The organism is Streptomyces sp. NPDC085927, assembly GCF_044540975.1.
In the GTDB taxonomy this organism is placed as follows: domain Bacteria; phylum Actinomycetota; class Actinomycetes; order Streptomycetales; family Streptomycetaceae; genus Streptomyces; species Streptomyces hirsutus.
Genome location: NZ_JBITSN010000006.1, coordinates 429,153 through 444,764 on the forward strand (window position 1 = coordinate 429,153; position 15,612 = coordinate 444,764).

The 15,612-nt window shown below is 71.8% G+C and carries 13 protein-coding genes; 11 read left to right on the forward strand and 2 right to left on the reverse strand.

Annotated elements, in window-relative coordinates; genetic code table 11:
* Positions 1 to 151 precede the first annotated feature (151 nt).
* A complete protein-coding gene (locus ACIF80_RS19275; protein ID WP_399806008.1) occupies positions 152 to 790 on the forward strand; it encodes an ATP-binding protein in 639 nt (212 codons plus the stop codon).
* Between the two features lie 262 nt (positions 791 to 1,052).
* Complete coding sequence (locus ACIF80_RS19280; protein ID WP_399806010.1) at positions 1,053 to 2,018, forward strand: DUF5926 family protein; 966 nt, start codon at positions 1,053 to 1,055, stop codon at positions 2,016 to 2,018.
* Positions 2,019 to 2,515: 497 nt separating this feature from the next.
* Here the strand turns inward: ACIF80_RS19280 and ACIF80_RS19285 are convergent, their stop codons facing one another.
* A complete protein-coding gene (locus ACIF80_RS19285; protein ID WP_399806012.1) occupies positions 2,516 to 3,181 on the reverse strand; it encodes a bifunctional DNA primase/polymerase in 666 nt (221 codons plus the stop codon).
* Between the two features lie 528 nt (positions 3,182 to 3,709).
* On the opposite strand from ACIF80_RS19285, the gene ACIF80_RS19290 reads away from it, so the two are divergent.
* Together ACIF80_RS19290 and ACIF80_RS19295 are read left to right on the forward strand one after the other, a co-directional pair.
* Positions 3,710 to 5,257 carry a PP2C family protein-serine/threonine phosphatase gene (locus tag ACIF80_RS19290; protein WP_399806013.1) on the forward strand — a complete coding sequence of 516 codons (1,548 nt, stop codon included), beginning with the start codon at positions 3,710 to 3,712 and terminating at the stop codon, positions 5,255 to 5,257.
* Positions 5,258 to 5,563: 306 nt separating this feature from the next.
* Positions 5,564 to 7,033 (forward strand): aminopeptidase P family protein, encoded by a 1,470-nt coding sequence (locus ACIF80_RS19295; protein ID WP_399806143.1) that lies wholly within the window; start codon positions 5,564 to 5,566, stop codon positions 7,031 to 7,033.
* A 195-nt stretch (positions 7,034 to 7,228) separates the two neighbouring features.
* Here the strand turns inward: ACIF80_RS19295 and ACIF80_RS19300 are convergent, their stop codons facing one another.
* Entirely contained in the window at positions 7,229 to 7,693 is a 465-nt protein-coding gene (locus ACIF80_RS19300) for an ATP-binding protein (RefSeq protein ID WP_399806015.1), read from the reverse strand.
* Positions 7,694 to 7,912: 219 nt separating this feature from the next.
* Between ACIF80_RS19300 and ACIF80_RS19305 the strand changes: the two genes are divergently transcribed.
* The 7 genes from ACIF80_RS19305 (at position 7,913) to pheA (ending at position 15,522) form a co-directional block, all read left to right on the forward strand.
* Positions 7,913 to 8,785 carry a hypothetical protein gene (locus ACIF80_RS19305; RefSeq protein WP_399806017.1) on the forward strand — a complete coding sequence of 291 codons (873 nt, stop codon included), beginning with the start codon at positions 7,913 to 7,915 and terminating at the stop codon, positions 8,783 to 8,785.
* A gap of 264 nt (positions 8,786 to 9,049) precedes the next feature.
* Positions 9,050 to 9,814, forward strand: a complete 765-nt coding sequence (locus ACIF80_RS19310) for a YcnI family protein (protein ID WP_399806018.1) — start codon at positions 9,050 to 9,052, stop codon at positions 9,812 to 9,814.
* Positions 9,815 to 9,903: 89 nt separating this feature from the next.
* The gene (locus ACIF80_RS19315) at positions 9,904 to 10,557 is read left to right on the forward strand and encodes an SCO family protein (RefSeq protein WP_399806020.1); all 654 of its coding nucleotides are present in this window, start codon (positions 9,904 to 9,906) and stop codon (positions 10,555 to 10,557) included.
* Entirely contained in the window at positions 10,554 to 11,057 is a 504-nt protein-coding gene (locus tag ACIF80_RS19320; RefSeq protein ID WP_399806022.1) for a copper chaperone PCu(A)C, read from the forward strand. The genes ACIF80_RS19315 and ACIF80_RS19320 overlap by 4 nt, the downstream gene beginning before the upstream one ends.
* 13 nt (positions 11,058 to 11,070) lie before the next feature.
* A complete protein-coding gene (locus tag ACIF80_RS19325) occupies positions 11,071 to 13,188 on the forward strand; it encodes a copper resistance CopC/CopD family protein (RefSeq protein WP_399806024.1) in 2,118 nt (705 codons plus the stop codon).
* A 6-nt stretch (positions 13,189 to 13,194) separates the two neighbouring features.
* The gene (gene efeB / locus ACIF80_RS19330) at positions 13,195 to 14,487 is read left to right on the forward strand and encodes an iron uptake transporter deferrochelatase/peroxidase subunit (RefSeq protein WP_399806026.1); all 1,293 of its coding nucleotides are present in this window, start codon (positions 13,195 to 13,197) and stop codon (positions 14,485 to 14,487) included.
* A 102-nt stretch (positions 14,488 to 14,589) separates the two neighbouring features.
* Complete coding sequence (gene pheA / locus ACIF80_RS19335) at positions 14,590 to 15,522, forward strand: prephenate dehydratase (RefSeq protein WP_399806028.1); 933 nt, start codon at positions 14,590 to 14,592, stop codon at positions 15,520 to 15,522.
* The last annotated feature ends 90 nt before the right edge of the window (positions 15,523 to 15,612 follow it).

Here is a 15,612-nt window from a genome sequence, read left to right on the forward strand (position 1 = left end):
GCCGGCCATGCGGTCCGCCCTGCTCGGCGCAGGGCCCTTGACCACGGCCCCCCTCTCGTTCCATCCTCACATCTCGGCCACATCGACTGAATCCAGCCATCCGACTACGAGGAGTGCTCCGGCGCATTCGGTGCGTGCTCGACTGTTTCGAGTGCGTCACCGCACACGGATGGGCCGGTTTCCGGTTCAGGCCCATGGGGCATTCACACCGTGGCGTGGGGCAAAGGAGGTTTCGGGGGTGGCGTTGGTGGTGGCACAGGAGGTGCCCACGTCGTCGAGCATGGCCGTACCCCATGGCCCTGCGGGCGTGGGGAAAGCGAGGCGCCGCATGCGCCTGCAGTTGCGCGACGGCGGCGTGGCGGACACGGTCATCGACGATGCCGTACTGATCCTTTCCGAACTGCTGAGCAACGCGTGCAAACACGGCAGACCCCTGGGCGACGCCCCGACCGGGGACGGTGACGTCCGCGCGGCCTGGCAGGTGGATCCCTGCGGCCGGCTGGTCGTGGAGGTCACGGACGGCGGAGGCCCGACCCGGCCGGCACCGGCGACCCCGTCGGTCACCGCGCACGGCGGCCGGGGGCTGAACATCATCACGGCGCTGGCCGACGACTGGGGCGTACGCGACGAGGTACCGGGCGAGGTCACGGTGTGGGCCGTCGTCCACGACGACGTGCACGACCCGGACGCCGGACACCGGCGCGACGACTTCGCCACGCGGGTGACGGCGCCCTCGGTGTCCGAGCTGTCCGGCCTGGAGTTCGCGGACGCCTTCGAGCGCTTCGACTGACGACGCACGCGCGGTGATCCCCCACGACCACTCCGCGCGGTCGTCCACCGTCGGCCGCTGGCGGCCACGGGCGGCCACCGTCCGCCGCCTCACGGTCGCATCGCGGCCGCCTTGCACGGGCCCCGGTCCCGTACGGACCCGGCCCCGTACGGCTCGCGCGTCACCCACGGTCGGCATGTTGTCCACAGGGTCCCGTCAGCCGCGTCGTGACCGACTAGGCTCCCGCCCGTACGAGACGAGCCGTAACCGGGAGACACCCACGATGGCCAAGAAGCGCCCTCAGACCAAGGCCAAGCGCCCGCAGCTCACGGACGGAGAGATCCCGGTCGTCGGCGCCCGCGAACCCTGCCCCTGCGGCAGCGGCCGCCGCTACAAGGCCTGCCACGGCCGTGCCGCCGCGCACGCCGTGACCGAGCTGGTGCACCGCCCGTTCGAAGGGCTGCCGGGCGAGTGCGACTGGGTGGCGCTGCGCGAACTGGTGCCGGCGGCCACCGTCGAGCTGCCCCTCAAGGACGGCCTGCCCGAGGGTGTCCCGTCGGTCACCCTGGCCACCGTACTGCCGATGGCCTGGCCCGCGCTGCGCCGCGAGGACGGTTCGATCCTCCTCGGCCTGCAGAACGACACGTCGTCCGGCGACATCAGCCGCGACCTCGCCGACACCCTCCAGCGCGCGCTCGTCGCCGATCCGGGCACCCCGGTGCAGGCCCGCCGCGCTCCGGCCGACGGGCCCCGGCTGCAGGATCTCCTCGACCCCGAGGGCGCGTTCGAGCCGGTGGTGCACAGCGGCTTCGAGTTCTGGGTCCCCGACCCGGAGAACGCCGCCCCGGACGTGACCGCTTCCCTGGAGCGGGCCAACTCGGCGGCCATCCCGACCGTCAAGCTCTCGGGCGTGGACTCCGCGTACTGGTGCGAGACACCCGAGAAGAACCATCTGCGGTGGGTCATGCCGCACCCCGAGGAGCAGCTTCTGGACGCCTTGGCGCGGCTGCACGCGGCGGGCCGCTCCTCCCTCGGCGAGGGGACCCGTCTCGTGGGGTCCTTCCGCGCCCACGGACTCACCGTGCCGGTCTGGGACCTGCCCAGCGGGGTCGGCGCCGAGGATGTGGAGAAGCCGGCGGCCGAGTTCGCCGAGCGCCTCGCCCCGGCCCTGGCCACCGATGCCCCGCTCACCGCCGACGAGCGCCGCGCACGCGGCGGCCTGACCAACCGTCAGGTCACCCTCAGCTGAGGCACGGGCACGCTCCCCGGTCGCGCTGACCGCCCGGTCAGCGCGACCGCCCGGCCCGCATGTCCGGCTTGCTCCACAACTCCCGGCGGAGACAAGCCAGTCGGTGACCGGAAAAGCTGAGATCGAATTTGCTAACAGCCGATCTCTTGTTACCGTTCCCGTAGCCCGGTTGCTGGTGCATCCCCCGTCGCCAGCAACCGGGTCTTTCTGTGACCACTCTTCTTCACAGAACGCAGTCGCATGGCAACCAGCGGTCCCCACCGGCCGGCTGCTCCCCGGCACGACAGCGGCACGCGGCACGACAGCGGCCCGCGTCCGGCCCGGTTCCCGAACTCCGTGTCTGCGCCACCGGCGTGCAGTACCGCTCGAAGCCGCCCCACCGAGAGTCACCGCCCCGCCGAGGGTCGGGTGGGGCGCACGGAAACCGTGGAGCCGGCCAAGCCGCCGGACGCCGCGCGAAGACAGGAAGCACCGGACGCCGCACCCGCCGGCAGCCGCTACTTCTCGGGCGCGCTCACACCCGTACGGGTGAGGGCCTCGACCACGGCGTCCACCACGGCCTCGACATCGGGCACCCAGGGCGAGGCCGAGCCGGGCAGCGGCGCGCGCTCCCAGCGGACCTCCCCCAGGCCGGTGGAGGACGGGGGCAGGGCGAGGTAGCCGCCCTCACCGTGGAAGCGGAGGGAGCCGGGGACGAAGTCCTTGGCGTACAGCAGCTCGCCCAGCTGCTCCAGGGAGTACGGCTTGACCAGGATCGACCAGCGGTCCGCCGAGGCGACGACCGGGCCGAGCCGCATGCCGAGCCGGTCGAGGGCGTCCAGGGCCTGGGCGGCCGGCGCCGCGGGCAGCGAGACGGCGCAGGGCGCCCTGCCCCCGGTGGCCAGGACGACGGGCGCCGTGGGCCGGTTGCCCCACCACCAGCGCACCATGCGCGCGTCGGTGGTGGCGGCGAGGAGCCCGGGGTCGAAGGGATGGGCGCCCGGCACTGTGCATTCGGGGTCCGGGCAGCCGCAACGGGACCCGCCCTGCGGGTCCGTCGCCACACCCGGGAGTACCGGCCACTGCCAGTCCGAGGCGAAGGTCAGGGCTGCTTCGATCAGCTGGGGCCCACCGTCGCCTCGCCGGGACAGGAGCCTGCGTCGCCTTCCGAGGATCTCGCGCATGAGCGCTCGTTCCTTTCCGTTGCACGCCTGGCAACACCGTGGTCCACGTCACAACATGTGTCGATCACTGCACTGTGCGTACCTACTGTGCGTACCTGTTGGCGCATCACACCCCTGCATCGGGCAAGGGGAGCCCCCTGTGGGCCGAGCAAGGGCTGCCTCCGCGGCCGTGCCACCCGTACCGCATCGATCGGAAGCACGGGGTGGCGTGGGGGTGGCGAAGTCTGGCGTTTACCGTCGCGCGTGTTTCTCTCCGCCTCCGCCACGGGAGGATGGGGCACGGTCGTCGGTGGTTAAGACGCCCGGGTCCGTCGCCAGGTTCCCGGGTGATTCCCAACCACCCCTGGCCTTCTCCGAGTACGTACCCATCACGACCGTTGTGACGCTCCGTCGAGCGAGCCCAGTCGACCGCAATCAGCCTCCCCCTGAGGCAGTTTCAAGCCAAGTTTCATTTTCGGCAAGAGGGTGGGAGCGAGTTCCCTCCGGACTCCCTCCGGACCCACGGACACCAGGAATCCCGGCAGGACAATGCTGGACATCTCCTCACGAGAACGTGTACATGTGGAGACACTGCCGGCGACGCAGGACGACATGGGGGTTTGCGATGCTTTTGAGCAGTTCGTACCGGCGGGAAAGCCGGACGCCATGAACGCCCCGCACCCTCCGAAAGTGGCTGGAATCGATTCAACGGTTCCGGCCCCCGCACACACTGTCGCGTCCGTTGCTACGGGTACCTCCCCGACCGCCCCTGCAAACTCCCAGAACGCACCGGGCGCGCTTCTGCAGGACCGGCTCGCGGGATGGGTCTCCGACCTCACGACCCTCCACGAGCTGACCGAACGCCTGGCCCGCACGAACTCCCTCGACGAGGCGCTTCGGGAGCTGCTGCGCGCCGGCGCCGCCCTGGTGGGTGCCCGGCGCGGTCTCGTCGTCCTGGAACCCCCCGACGGTCGCGGTCCGGACACCACGATCGGGCTCGGACTGGCCCGCGCCGATCTCGGCCACATCGAGACGATCCCGCGCAGCGCGGTGCCCTACGGCAGGATCCTCGACGGACTGCCCGGCACCGACGGCATCGCCGTACCCGACCTGCTCGCCGAGAAGGGGCTCGACCCCCGGCACCGCGAGGTCGCCGCCCGCCTCGGCTATGCCGCGAGCTACACGCTGCCCCTCACCCCCGGGGCCGTGGCCGGCACGGACACCACGCGGGCGGCAGAAGCGGCGCGGCGCCTGGGCGCCGCGGTGTGGCTCTACGACGAACCCGCCGAGCCCTCGGAACGCCAGCGGCACCTCATCGGTCTCTACGCCCGGTACGCCGCCGAGCATCTCGCCCGCCTCCTGGAACTCGAGCGCGCGCGTGTGTCCATGACCACCATGTCCGAGGAGCTCCTCCCCTCACGCCTGCCCCGGATCCCCGGTGTCCAGCTCGCCGCCCGGCACCGCACCTCCCCGCACGGCGGCGGCGACTGGTACGACGCGCTGCCGTTGCCGGACGCCGCCCTCGGCCTCGCCGTGGGGTCCGTCACCGGGGCCGGACCGAGCGCGGTCGCCGCGATGGGGCGGCTGCGGGCGTCCCTGCGCGCGTACGCCGTGATGGAGGGAGAGGACCCGGTCGCCGTCCTGTCCGACCTGGAACTGCTGCTGCGGCTCACCGAACCGGCCCGGTCGGCCACCGCGCTGTTCGGCTACTGCGAACCCGCGCTGCGCAGGATCACGCTGGCCGGTGCCGGGCACAGTCCGCCGCTGCTGCTCGGCGAGCGCCGCACGGAGTTCGTGGAGACGTCGGTCTCGGCCCCCCTGGGCATGCTCGCCTGCTGGGAGGCGCCGAGCGTGGAGGTCCACGCGGAACCGGGAGAGACGGTTCTGCTCTACACCGACGGGCTGCTGCACCGTACCGGCGATCCCACCGACCGCGCCTTCGCGCGACTGCACGCGGCTGCCGCCGGGGTGCCCCAGGCGCTGCGGCGCGACCCCGGCGCGATCGCCGACCACGTCCTGCGCACCGTGCTGCCCGAGGGCACGGAGACGACGGACTCCATGGAGGACGTCGTCCTGCTGGCCGCACGGTTCGAGTAGCCGCCCGGACGGGACGGGGGAGACGGCGCCGGACGGGCGGGAAGGTGCCGGTTCGCGGCCGGCCGGGTGTCCGCCCCTGTGCGTGCGCCGTGCCCGCTCCCGTGCCGGCGGCTCGCTCCCGTCGCCCTCCGCGCGCCCTCGGTAACAGGCCCTTCCCCCCGGTGACCGTTTCGTCGGTAACCGTACGATGGAGGAGGTCCCCCGGCCCGGACGAAGCCGACACCCTGGGGGAGGTCCAGAGCTTTACCGAGGAGGATGACCGCTGTGGCAGAAGAGCTCCCGACCGCGTTCGACGAGGCCGCCGGTATGCCCGGCCCGGAAGGTCCGGAAGTCGCGGCGGACCGGGAGGCCGGCGAGGAAGAGCCCGTCAAGCAGCGCAAGAACGGCCTCTACCCCGGCGTGTCCGACGAGCTGGCCGAGAACATGAAGGGCGGCTGGGCCGACACCGAGCTGCGTGACCTCGAGCCGATCCCCCAGGCGGCGGAGACCGCCGCCCGCCGCGCCGCGCTGTCCGCGCGCTTCCCGGGCGAGCGTCTGGTCGTCCCCGCGGGCAACCTGAAGACGCGGTCCAACGACACCGAGTACGCCTTCCGCGCCTCGGTCGAGTACACCTACCTCACCGGCAACCAGACCGAGGACGGCGTCCTCGTCCTGGAGCCGACAGCCGACGGCCACCAGGAGACGATCTACCTCCTGCCGCGCTCGGACCGCGAGAACGGCGAGTTCTGGCTGGACGGCCAGGGCGAGCTGTGGGTCGGCCGCCGCCACTCCCTCACCGAGGCCGAGAAGCGGTACGGCATCCCCGCCTCCGACGTGCGCGAGCTGGCCGGTGCCCTGCGCGAGGCCACCGGGCCGGTGCGCGTCGTGCGGGGGTACGACGCCGGCATCGAGGCGGCGCTGACCGACAAGGTCACCGCCGAGCGCGACGAGGAGCTGCGCGTCTTCCTCTCCGAGGCGCGGCTGGTCAAGGACGACTTCGAGATCGGCGAGCTGCAGAAGGCCGTCGACTCCACCGTGCGCGGCTTCGAGGACGTCGTGAAGGTCCTCGACAAGGCCGAGGCCACCAGCGAGCGCTACATCGAGGGCACGTTCTTCCTGCGCGCGCGGGTCGAGGGCAACGACGTCGGCTACGGCTCCATCTGCGCCGCCGGCCCGCACGCCACCACCCTGCACTGGGTGCGCAACGACGGCCCGGTCCGCTCCGGTGACCTGCTGCTGCTCGACGCCGGTGTCGAGACGCACACGTACTACACGGCGGACGTCACCCGTACGCTGCCGATCGACGGCACGTACAGCGCGCTGCAGAAGAAGATCTACGACGCTGTGTACGACGCCCAGGAGGCCGGTATCGCGGCGGTGAAGCCCGGTGCCAAGTACCGGGACTTCCACGACGCCGCCCAGCGGGTCCTGGCCGAGCGGCTCGTCGAGTGGGGTCTGGTCGAGGGCCCGGTGGAGCGGGTGCTGGAGCTCGGTCTGCAGCGCCGCTGGACCCTGCACGGCACCGGCCACATGCTCGGCCTGGACGTCCACGACTGCGCGGTCGCCCGTACCGAGACGTACGTCGACGGCACCCTGGAGCCGGGCATGGTGCTCACGGTCGAACCGGGCCTGTACTTCCAGGCCGACGACCTGACCGTCCCCGAGGAGTACCGGGGCATCGGCGTCCGCATCGAGGACGACATCCTGGTGACCGAGGACGGCAACCGGAACCTCTCCGCCGCGCTGCCCAGGCGGTCGGACGAGGTCGAGGCGTGGATGGCGGCCCTCAAGGGCTGATCGCCGCTCGAGGGGTTGATGGACCGCTCGACGGGCTGATGTACGTACTGCGGCCGGTGCCCCGCGCGGGGTACCGGCCGCAGTGTGATCAGGTGCGGCGGGATCGGGTTCACCACGATCGGATGCACCGCGATCAGGTGCGGTGCGATCGGGTGCGTTTCCGCGCGCCCGCCGGCTCTCGAGCCGGTGGTGAGGTCACACCGCCATCAGCGGCGCGCCCTTGCGCCATTTGAGGATCTTGTCGAAGCTCACCACGGCGCCGCTCCGGTCGGGCTTGTTGCCGATGTGGACGTGATCGGCGAGCTCCTGGATGAGACAGAGGCCGCGGCCGTGTTCCGCGTCGTACGGCGCGGGGCGGGCCGGCGGGTGGGCGCGGCCGCCGGCCACGGCGGGAAAGCCGGGGCCCGCGTCGGCGACCTCGATACGGCACTTCTCGCCCTCGAGGTAGGCGGTCACCCGGTACGCCTCCGAGGACTCGCCCCGGGCGGCGCCCCCGCCGTGCTCGACGGCGTTCGCGCAGGCTTCGGTGAGGGCGACGGAGAGGTCGTAGGAGATGTCGGGGTCGACGCCCGCGGTCTCCATCGCGCCGAGAAGAAGGCGACGCGCGAGGGGCACGCTCGCAGCATCACGGCGCAGATGGAGTGACCACCAGATGCTCATGCTCCAGCCTCCCGGCCGCGGCTCGACATACCGTTACCTATTGCCCTGCGTACCCGCTTGTAAGCGTCCCGTTGACGTGATAACCCCCATATGGCGGGTGCGCCGTGGAGCCGACCGGTGTATATGGTGCACCTCGTACATAAGTGATCTCCCGGCCGTAGCTCTCCTTGCGGACCTGCCGTACGGCGGCCGACGGCCCAGTGCGATGATGAGCCCGCCATGACTGCCCCCCACCCGCACACGGTGCGCTCCGGACTCGGGCTCCGGATACTGCGGGCCGCGGTGTTCGCCGCGGTCTGTGTCGTGCTGGCCGGGGCAGGTCACACACTCGCCTCCCACGCAGCAGTTCCGCTGTGGACCCTGGGCGTCGGATTCCTCGGGACGTTCGTGGTCTCGGTACCGCTCGCCGGACGCGCGCGGTCCCTTCCGGGCATCGCCGTCCCGCTGGCGGTCTGCCAGACGGTGCTGCACACCCTGTTCGGCATCGGCCAGCACGGCGCCGCGACCCCCGCGAACGTGTCGTCGTCCGTGTCCGAGTCCCTGTCGGACACCTCGCTGATCGAGCAGGCGGCCCGGTTGATGTGCGGTGCCGGCACGGTGGCCATCAGCCCCGCGCAGGCGCAGCGCATCCTCACCGACGCCCGGGTCCACCCCGGCACGAGCGGTACGGGAAGTACGGCCGGCGGCACCCACGGGGGGCACGCCCAGGACGGCGTCCTGACCCTGGCCGCGGACCCCTCGTCCGCGGCCTCGGCGATGCCGCTGCTGCCGTCCCTGCCGATGCTGCTCGTGCACGTCCTCACGGCACTCGCCACCGGCTGGCTGCTGCGCCGCGGTGACCTGGCTCTGCTGCGGCTCACCGAACTGTCGGCGCACGGTGTGGCCGAGGGCGCCCTCGTACGGTCTCTCCGCGCGGCACTCGCTCTGGTGCGTGCCCTGCGCGCGGGTCTCCCGGGGGCTCCACAGGTGGCCCCGCGCCGGTTGCGCACCGTACCGGCCGTGCCGTCCACACCCCGTACCACCGCACTCCAGCACTCGGTGATCCGCCGGGGCCCGCCCCCGGCCGGTGCCGCACTCGCCCTCGCCGCCTGACGCGACCGGGCCGCCCCTCCACGACCGCCGGACCTCCGGACGGAAGGAGGGTGCCCGCATGCGCCATGGCACGGCACGCGCGTGTGCGTCCGCTTTCCCGCGTTTCCCCGCGCGCCTCCCGCGTGCTTCCCGCCTGCTCCGCTCGTACGTCCCTCGTACGACGAGCCGTCCGTGGCCCGGTCGCCACCGACGGGCCGGGACGTACGCGCCGTACGCGGTTCCCTCACCGTCAGTGAAACCCAACCGAAGCGGAGTGCTTCTGCCATGAAGGCTTCCCGTATCGCCGCCGTCGGCGCTGTCGCCGGTGTCGCCGTCCTCACCCTGTCCGCCCCCGCCTTCGCGCACGTCAGCGTGCAGCCCGAGGGCGAGGCGGCCAAGGGCGGTTACGCGGTCGTGGACTTCAAGGTCCCCAACGAGCGCGACAACGCGTCGACGACCAAGCTCGAGGTGACGTTCCCGACCGACCACCCGCTGGCCTCCGTGATGCCGCAGCCGGTCGACGGCTGGGACATCAAGGTCACCAAGTCCAAGCTGGACAAGCCGCTGGAGATGCACGGCAAGAAGATCGACGAGGCCGTCACCAAGGTCACCTGGACCGCCGACGGTGACGACGCCGGCATCCGGCCCGGCTTCTTCCAGAAGTTCCCGGTGTCTGTCGGCACCCTGCCCGAGGACGCCGACGAACTGGTCTTCAAGGCGCTGCAGACGTACTCCAACAAGGAGGTCGTCCGCTGGATCGAGGTGCCGCAGGAGGGCCAGGAGGAGCCCGACTTCCCGGCTCCCGTGCTCACCCTGGCCGAGGCCTCCGCCGACGGTCACTCGCACGGCGCGTCGGACGGCGCGGCCGAGGACGCCAAGTCCGACGGGAACACCGAGAACGCCTCCGCGGAGACCACCGCGGCGGCCGACTCCGGTGACGCGGGCGGTACGGACACCACCGCCCGGGTCCTGGGCATCGTCGGCATCGTGGTCGGTGCCGCGGGTGTCGCCTACGGCGTACTCGCCGGGCGTCGGCGCGCCGACGCCTGAGCCTTTCTCTGTTCAACGGCACGCACCGGGATTCCCCGGCCCGGTGGAACCCCGGTGCGTGCCGGAGCACCTACATTCTGGACACCATCATGCGCAAGAAGACCCTCACGGCGGCCCTGCTCGCCGCCGCCACCCTGACCCTCTCCGCCTGCGGCAGCGGCGACGGCGACAGCGGCGAGCCCATCGCCGTGGTCTCCGAGGAGGCCGGCGCGGAGAAGGCCTCCACGGCCCTCGACAAGCCGTTCGAAAAGCCGGACCTCGTCCTCACCGACACCCAGGGCAAGGAATACGACTTCCGCGCGGAGACCGCCGGCAAGCCCACGCTGATCTACTTCGGCTACACGCACTGCCCCGACGTCTGCCCGCTGACCATGAACAACCTCGCGGTGGCCAAGAAGCAGCTGCCCCAGGACCAGCAGGACGAGCTGCGGATCGTGTTCGTCACCACCGACCCCGAGCGGGACACTTCCGCCGCGCTCGGCAAGTGGCTCAAGGGCATCGACTCCCAGGTCGTCGGCCTCACCGGCGACTTCGACACGATCCAGGCCGGCGCCCGCACCCTCGGCATCTCCATCAACGCGCCGCGCAAGGACGACAAGGGCCAGGTCGTCTCCGATCACGGCACCCAGGTCATCGCCTTCTCCCCGAAGACCGACGGCGGCTACCTCCTCTACGGCGAGGACGCCACCGTCGAGGACTACACCGCGGACCTCCCCAAGATCATCAAGGGTGAGAAGCCGTGAGACGGCTTGCGGGGAGGCAGCTCCTCGGAAGGCCGCACGCCTTCGCGGCGGTGGCCGTCGCCGGGGTGCTGGCCCTCACCGGCTGCGGCGGTTCGGACTCGGACGGTTCGGGCTCGGGCCCGGACGGCGAGGCGGACCTGTCCGTCGGCTCCGCGTACATGCCGCAGCCGGTCTCGGACATGGCGGCCGGCTTCCTCGTCATCAGCAACAAGGGCGGCACGGCCGACCGGCTGACCTCGGTCAGCAGTGACGCCGCCGACCGCGTCACCGTGCACGAGACCGTCGACGGGGCCATGCAGGAGGTCGACGCGCTCGGCATCCCGGCCCACGGCAGCCTCGTGCTCGAGAGCGGCGGCAACCATCTGATGTTCGAGCAGCTGACACGGAAACCGAAGCAGGGTCAGAAGGTCTCCGTCGAACTGCGCTTCGCCCACTCCGACCCCGTCACGGTCGAGATTCCGGTGAAGCCGGCCACCTACACCCCGAAGCACGGACACTGAGGGAGAAACCCCCGTGACCCAGACCATCGCCCCCCGCGTCCGGATACTGGTGCTGCTGTTCCTGGCCGTCACCGGCGCGCTCCTCGCCGGGGCCGCTCCCGTCTCCGCGCACGCCGCGCTGACCGGCAGCGATCCCCGGCAGGGGGCGGTGGTCGACAAGGCGCCCGCCCAGGTCTCGCTCACCTTCTCCGAACCGGTCGCGGTGAGCGACGACGCCCTGCGCGTCCTCGACCCCAAGGGCGAACGGGTCGACAAGGGCGACCCGGCCGGCACGAGCGGCACCACGTACACCGTGCAGCTGCTCGGCGGGCTGCCCGACGGCACCTACACCGTCACCTACCAGGTGGTGTCCGCGGACAGCCATCCCGTCGCCGGCGCCTTCACCTTCTCCGTCGGGGCCCCCTCAGAGACCTCCGTCGAGGCCTCCGCCCAGTCCCCCGACGACGGATTGATCGGCTCGCTGTACAGCGCCGGACGGTACCTGTCGTACGCCGGGTTCGTGGTCATGGTCGGCGGGGCCGCCTTCGTGCTCGCCTGCTGGCGGCGCGGTTCCGGCGTACGGGCGGTGCAGCGGCTGGTCGTCTCCGGGTGGCTCACGCTCACCGCGTCCACCCTCGCACTGCTGCTCCTGCGCGGTTCCTACACGAGCTCCGGGAAGATCGGCGACGTCTTCGACCTGACGCTGCTCAGCGAGGTGCTGCAGACCAAGACCGGCGCGGCTCTCGTGTCACGGCTGCTGCTGCTCGCCGCGGCGGCGCTGTTCATCGCGGTGCTCTTCGGCGCCGCCCAGGAGCAGCGGAACGACGAGGAGAAGCGGGACCTGTCCTTCGGGCTCGCCATCGGGGGGACGGTCGTGGCGGCCGGGCTCGCCTCGAGCTGGGCCCTGTCCGAGCACGCCTCCCAGGGGCTCCAGCCGGGCCTCGCGATGCCGGTCGACGTCGTCCACCTGCTGGCCGTCGCCGCCTGGCTCGGCGGGCTCACCGCCCTGCTCGTCGCGCTCCACCGCGCGCCCGCCGACACCGCGGTCGACACGGCCGCCGTCCAGCGGTTCTCGCGGCTCGCGTTCGGCAGTGTGGTCGCGCTGGTCGTCACCGGGATCTACCAGAGCTGGCGGCAGCTCGGCTCCTGGTCGGCGTTCACCGACACCCGGTACGGGCAGTTGCTGCTCGCCAAGATCGGGCTCGTGGTGGTCATGGTCGGGATCGCGTACGCCTCCCGGAGGTGGACGGCCCGACTGGCGGAGCCAGGTGCGCCGGTGACGCTCCGGGAGGAGCAGAAGGAAACCGCGGCGGCGGTGTCGGCCACCAAGGGCGGGGCAGGACAGGAAAGCGCCGGAGCCACCACCGGTACCGGGAAGGGCGAGGCCGGTACGGAGAAGGCCGCAGCCGCCTCCGCTTCCGTCTCCGCGGCCTCGGCCTCGGCCTCGGCCTCGGCCGACACCGAACGGGAGAAGTCCGCGGCCGTCACGGGGCCTGCCGAGGTCCGGTCGAAGGAGTCGGGAGCCGGGGCGAAGACCGGGGCGAAGACCGGCGGGGACTCCGCGCGGGCGGCGCAGCTCGCCCGGCAGCGGGCCGCCGTGGCGACCGCCCGGGAGAAGCGACTGCGGGACGCCGACCCGAACCGCTTCGGGCTGCGCCGCTCCGTGCTCGCCGAGGCCGGTATCGCCGTCGTCCTGCTCGCGATCACCACCGTGCTGACCCAGACCGAACCGGGGCGCACGGAGCAGGAGGCCGCGAGGGCCGCCTCGTCGTCCTCGGTCCCGTCGTCGCCCTCGTTCGCTCAGGGGACCGGCGCGGTGACCCTGAACATGCCGTTCGACACCGGCGGCAAGGACGGCAAGGGCGTCGTCACCGTCGACCTGAGCCCCGCGCGCGTGGGCGGCAACGACCTGCACGTCTATGTGGAGCGGACCGACGGCAAGGCCTTCGACGTCCCCGAGCTCAAGGTCGCCCTCACTCTCTCCGCGAAGGACATCGGACCGCTGCCCGTCGTCCCCGACCGCATCGCCACCGGACACATGTCGGCGAGCGGAGTGCAGATCCCCGTGGCGGGCGACTGGACCGTCGAGGTGACCGTGCGGACCTCCGACATCGACCAGGTGACCGTCTCCAAGAACGCACAGATCGGCTGAACCACCATGGCTGACCAGTCCATTCCGGAGGCCCGTACCCCTGTGGCGCCGGAACCCCGGGAAGACGCCGCCCCACCCGTCGCCCGGGAGGGCATCTCCCGGCGCCGTCTGCTCGGCACCGCCGGGGCCACCGGGCTGGTGCTCGGTGCTGCGGGCGGTGCCGTGGGCTACGCCGCCGCACCGGCCGAAGCCACCCCGTTGTCCTCCGTGGGTGAGGGCCGGGCAATGTTTCACGGGAAACATCAGCCCGGTATCACCGAAGGGCTCCCGGCCCTCGGGCATCTCGTCGCGTTCGACCTCGCACCGGGCGCCGGGCGCAAGGAAGCGGCCGCCCTGCTGCGCCGCTGGTCGGACACGGCTCGGCGGCTCATGGCAGGCGAGCCGAGCGCCGACGGCGACACCGGTGTGGCACAGGACGCCGGCCCCTCCTCCCTGACCCTCACCTTCGGCTTCGGCCACAGCTTCTTCGCCCGCACCGGACTGGAGAAGCAGCGTCCGGTGGCTCTGGACCCGCTGCCCGACTTCTCCTCGGACCATCTCGACAAGACCCGCAGCAACGGCGACCTGTGGGTGCAGATCGGCGCCCATGACGCCCTGGTCGCCTTCCACGCGCTGCGTGCCGTACAGAAGGACGCCGGTTCGGCGGCCAGGGTGCGCTGGCAGATGAACGGGTTCAACCGCTCGCCCGGCGCCACCGCCCGCCCGATGACCGCCCGCAACCTGATGGGCCAGATCGACGGCACACGCAACCCCAAGCCGTCCGAATCCGACTTCGACCAGCGGATCTTCGTACCGGCGAACGGTGACCCCGCCTGGATGGCGAACGGCTCCTACGTGGTCGTCCGCCGTATCCGCATGCTGCTCGACGACTGGGAGAAGCTCGCGGTCAAGGAGCAGGAGGCGGTCATCGGCCGCCGCAAGTCCGACGGGGCGCCGCTGTCCGGAGGCACCGAGACCTCCGCGATGGACCTGGAGAAGACGGACTCCGCGGGCAATCTGGTGGTCCCCATCAACGCCCACGCCCGAATCACCCGCCCCGACCAGAACGGGGGCGCGGCGATGCTCCGGCGCCCGCTCTCGTACCACGACGGCATCGACGCGGACGGCGTGCCGGACGCGGGCCTGTTGTTCGTCTGCTGGCAGGCCGACCCGCTGCGCGGTTTCGTGCCGGTGCAGCGCAAGCTCGACCGGGGGGACGCGCTCACGCCGTTCGTCCGGCACGAGGCGAGCGGGCTGTTCGCGGCGCCGGGTGGCGCGGCGGAGGGCGAGTACGTGGGGCAGCGACTGCTGGAGGGGTGAGGCTCCCCCGCCCCACTCGCACACCACTCGTATGCCACTCGTATGTCACTCCTGGGAGGGCATCCGGGGATGCCCTCGGTGTGGGCCCATTAGGGTGAGGTCATGCCAGCGAGCTACGCGTATCTCGGCCCCGAGGGCACCTTCACCGAAGTCGCCCTGCGCACTCTCCCGGAGGCGGCCACCCGGGAACTGATCCCGTACGTGTCCGTACAGTCCGCGCTCGACGCGGTACGTGCCGGGGAGGCCGAAGCCGCTTTCGTCCCCATCGAGAACTCCGTCGAGGGCGGCATCACCACCACTCTCGACGAGCTGGTCGCGGGCACCCCGTTGACGATCTACCGCGAGGTGCTGCTGTCGATCACCTTCGCGCTGCTCGTCCGCCCCGGCACCAGGCTGTCGGAGATCAAGACCGTCAGCGCCCACCCCGCCGCCCAGCCGCAGGTCCGCAACTGGCTGAAGAAGCACCTCCCGGACGTCGTCTGGGAATCGGCCGCCTCCAACGCGGACGGGGCCCGGCTGGTGCAGGAGGGCCGGTACGACGCGGCCTTCGCCGGTGAGTTCGCGGCGGCCCGGTACGGGCTGGAGGCCCTGGAGACCGGGATCCACGACGCGGAGAACGCCCAGACCCGCTTCGTCCTGGTCGGACGGCCCGCACGCCCCGCCGCGCCCACCGGCGCGGACAAGACCTCCATCGTGGTGTGGCAGCGCGACGACCACCCCGGTGGTCTGCGCGATCTGCTGGGTGAGTTCGCCACGCGCGGCGTCAACCTGATGCTGCTCCAGTCCCGGCCCACCGGTGCCGGCATCGGCAATTACTGCTTCTGCATCGACGCCGAGGGCCACATCTCGGACCGCAGGGTGGCCGAGACGCTGATGGGTCTCAAGCGGGTCTGCCTTCAGGTGCGCTTCCTCGGTTCGTACCCGCGGGCGGATGCGGGGCCGGCCGAGGTGCGGGAGCCGCTGCCCGGGACCTCGGACGACGAATTCGCGTCCGCGGCGGACTGGGTGGCGCGCTGCCAGGACGGCCGGTTCTGAGTTTCCCAGTCCTATTAATCCTATTTACCGATTTTCGTTATCCACAGAAGTTATCCACAGGCCAACTTCTCGATCCGGGGACAAGTCGAC

Bases quoted from the DNA above. Each gene is read 5' to 3' on its own strand.
- ACIF80_RS19310 (WP_399806018.1), top strand. From the start codon at position 9,050: ATGAAGGCTTCCCGTATCGCCGCCGTCGGCGCTGTCGCCGGTGTCGCC.
- ACIF80_RS19300 (WP_399806015.1), bottom strand. From the start codon at position 7,693: ATGAGCATCTGGTGGTCACTCCATCTGCGCCGTGATGCTGCGAGCGTG.
- efeB (WP_399806026.1), top strand. From the start codon at position 13,195: ATGGCTGACCAGTCCATTCCGGAGGCCCGTACCCCTGTGGCGCCGGAA.
- pheA (WP_399806028.1), top strand. From the start codon at position 14,590: ATGCCAGCGAGCTACGCGTATCTCGGCCCCGAGGGCACCTTCACCGAA.
- ACIF80_RS19280 (WP_399806010.1), top strand. From the start codon at position 1,053: ATGGCCAAGAAGCGCCCTCAGACCAAGGCCAAGCGCCCGCAGCTCACG.
- ACIF80_RS19285 (WP_399806012.1), bottom strand. From the start codon at position 3,181: ATGCGCGAGATCCTCGGAAGGCGACGCAGGCTCCTGTCCCGGCGAGGC.
- ACIF80_RS19305 (WP_399806017.1), top strand. From the start codon at position 7,913: ATGACTGCCCCCCACCCGCACACGGTGCGCTCCGGACTCGGGCTCCGG.
- ACIF80_RS19290 (WP_399806013.1), top strand. From the start codon at position 3,710: ATGCTGGACATCTCCTCACGAGAACGTGTACATGTGGAGACACTGCCG.
- ACIF80_RS19315 (WP_399806020.1), top strand. From the start codon at position 9,904: ATGCGCAAGAAGACCCTCACGGCGGCCCTGCTCGCCGCCGCCACCCTG.
- ACIF80_RS19295 (WP_399806143.1), top strand. From the start codon at position 5,564: ATGCCCGGCCCGGAAGGTCCGGAAGTCGCGGCGGACCGGGAGGCCGGC.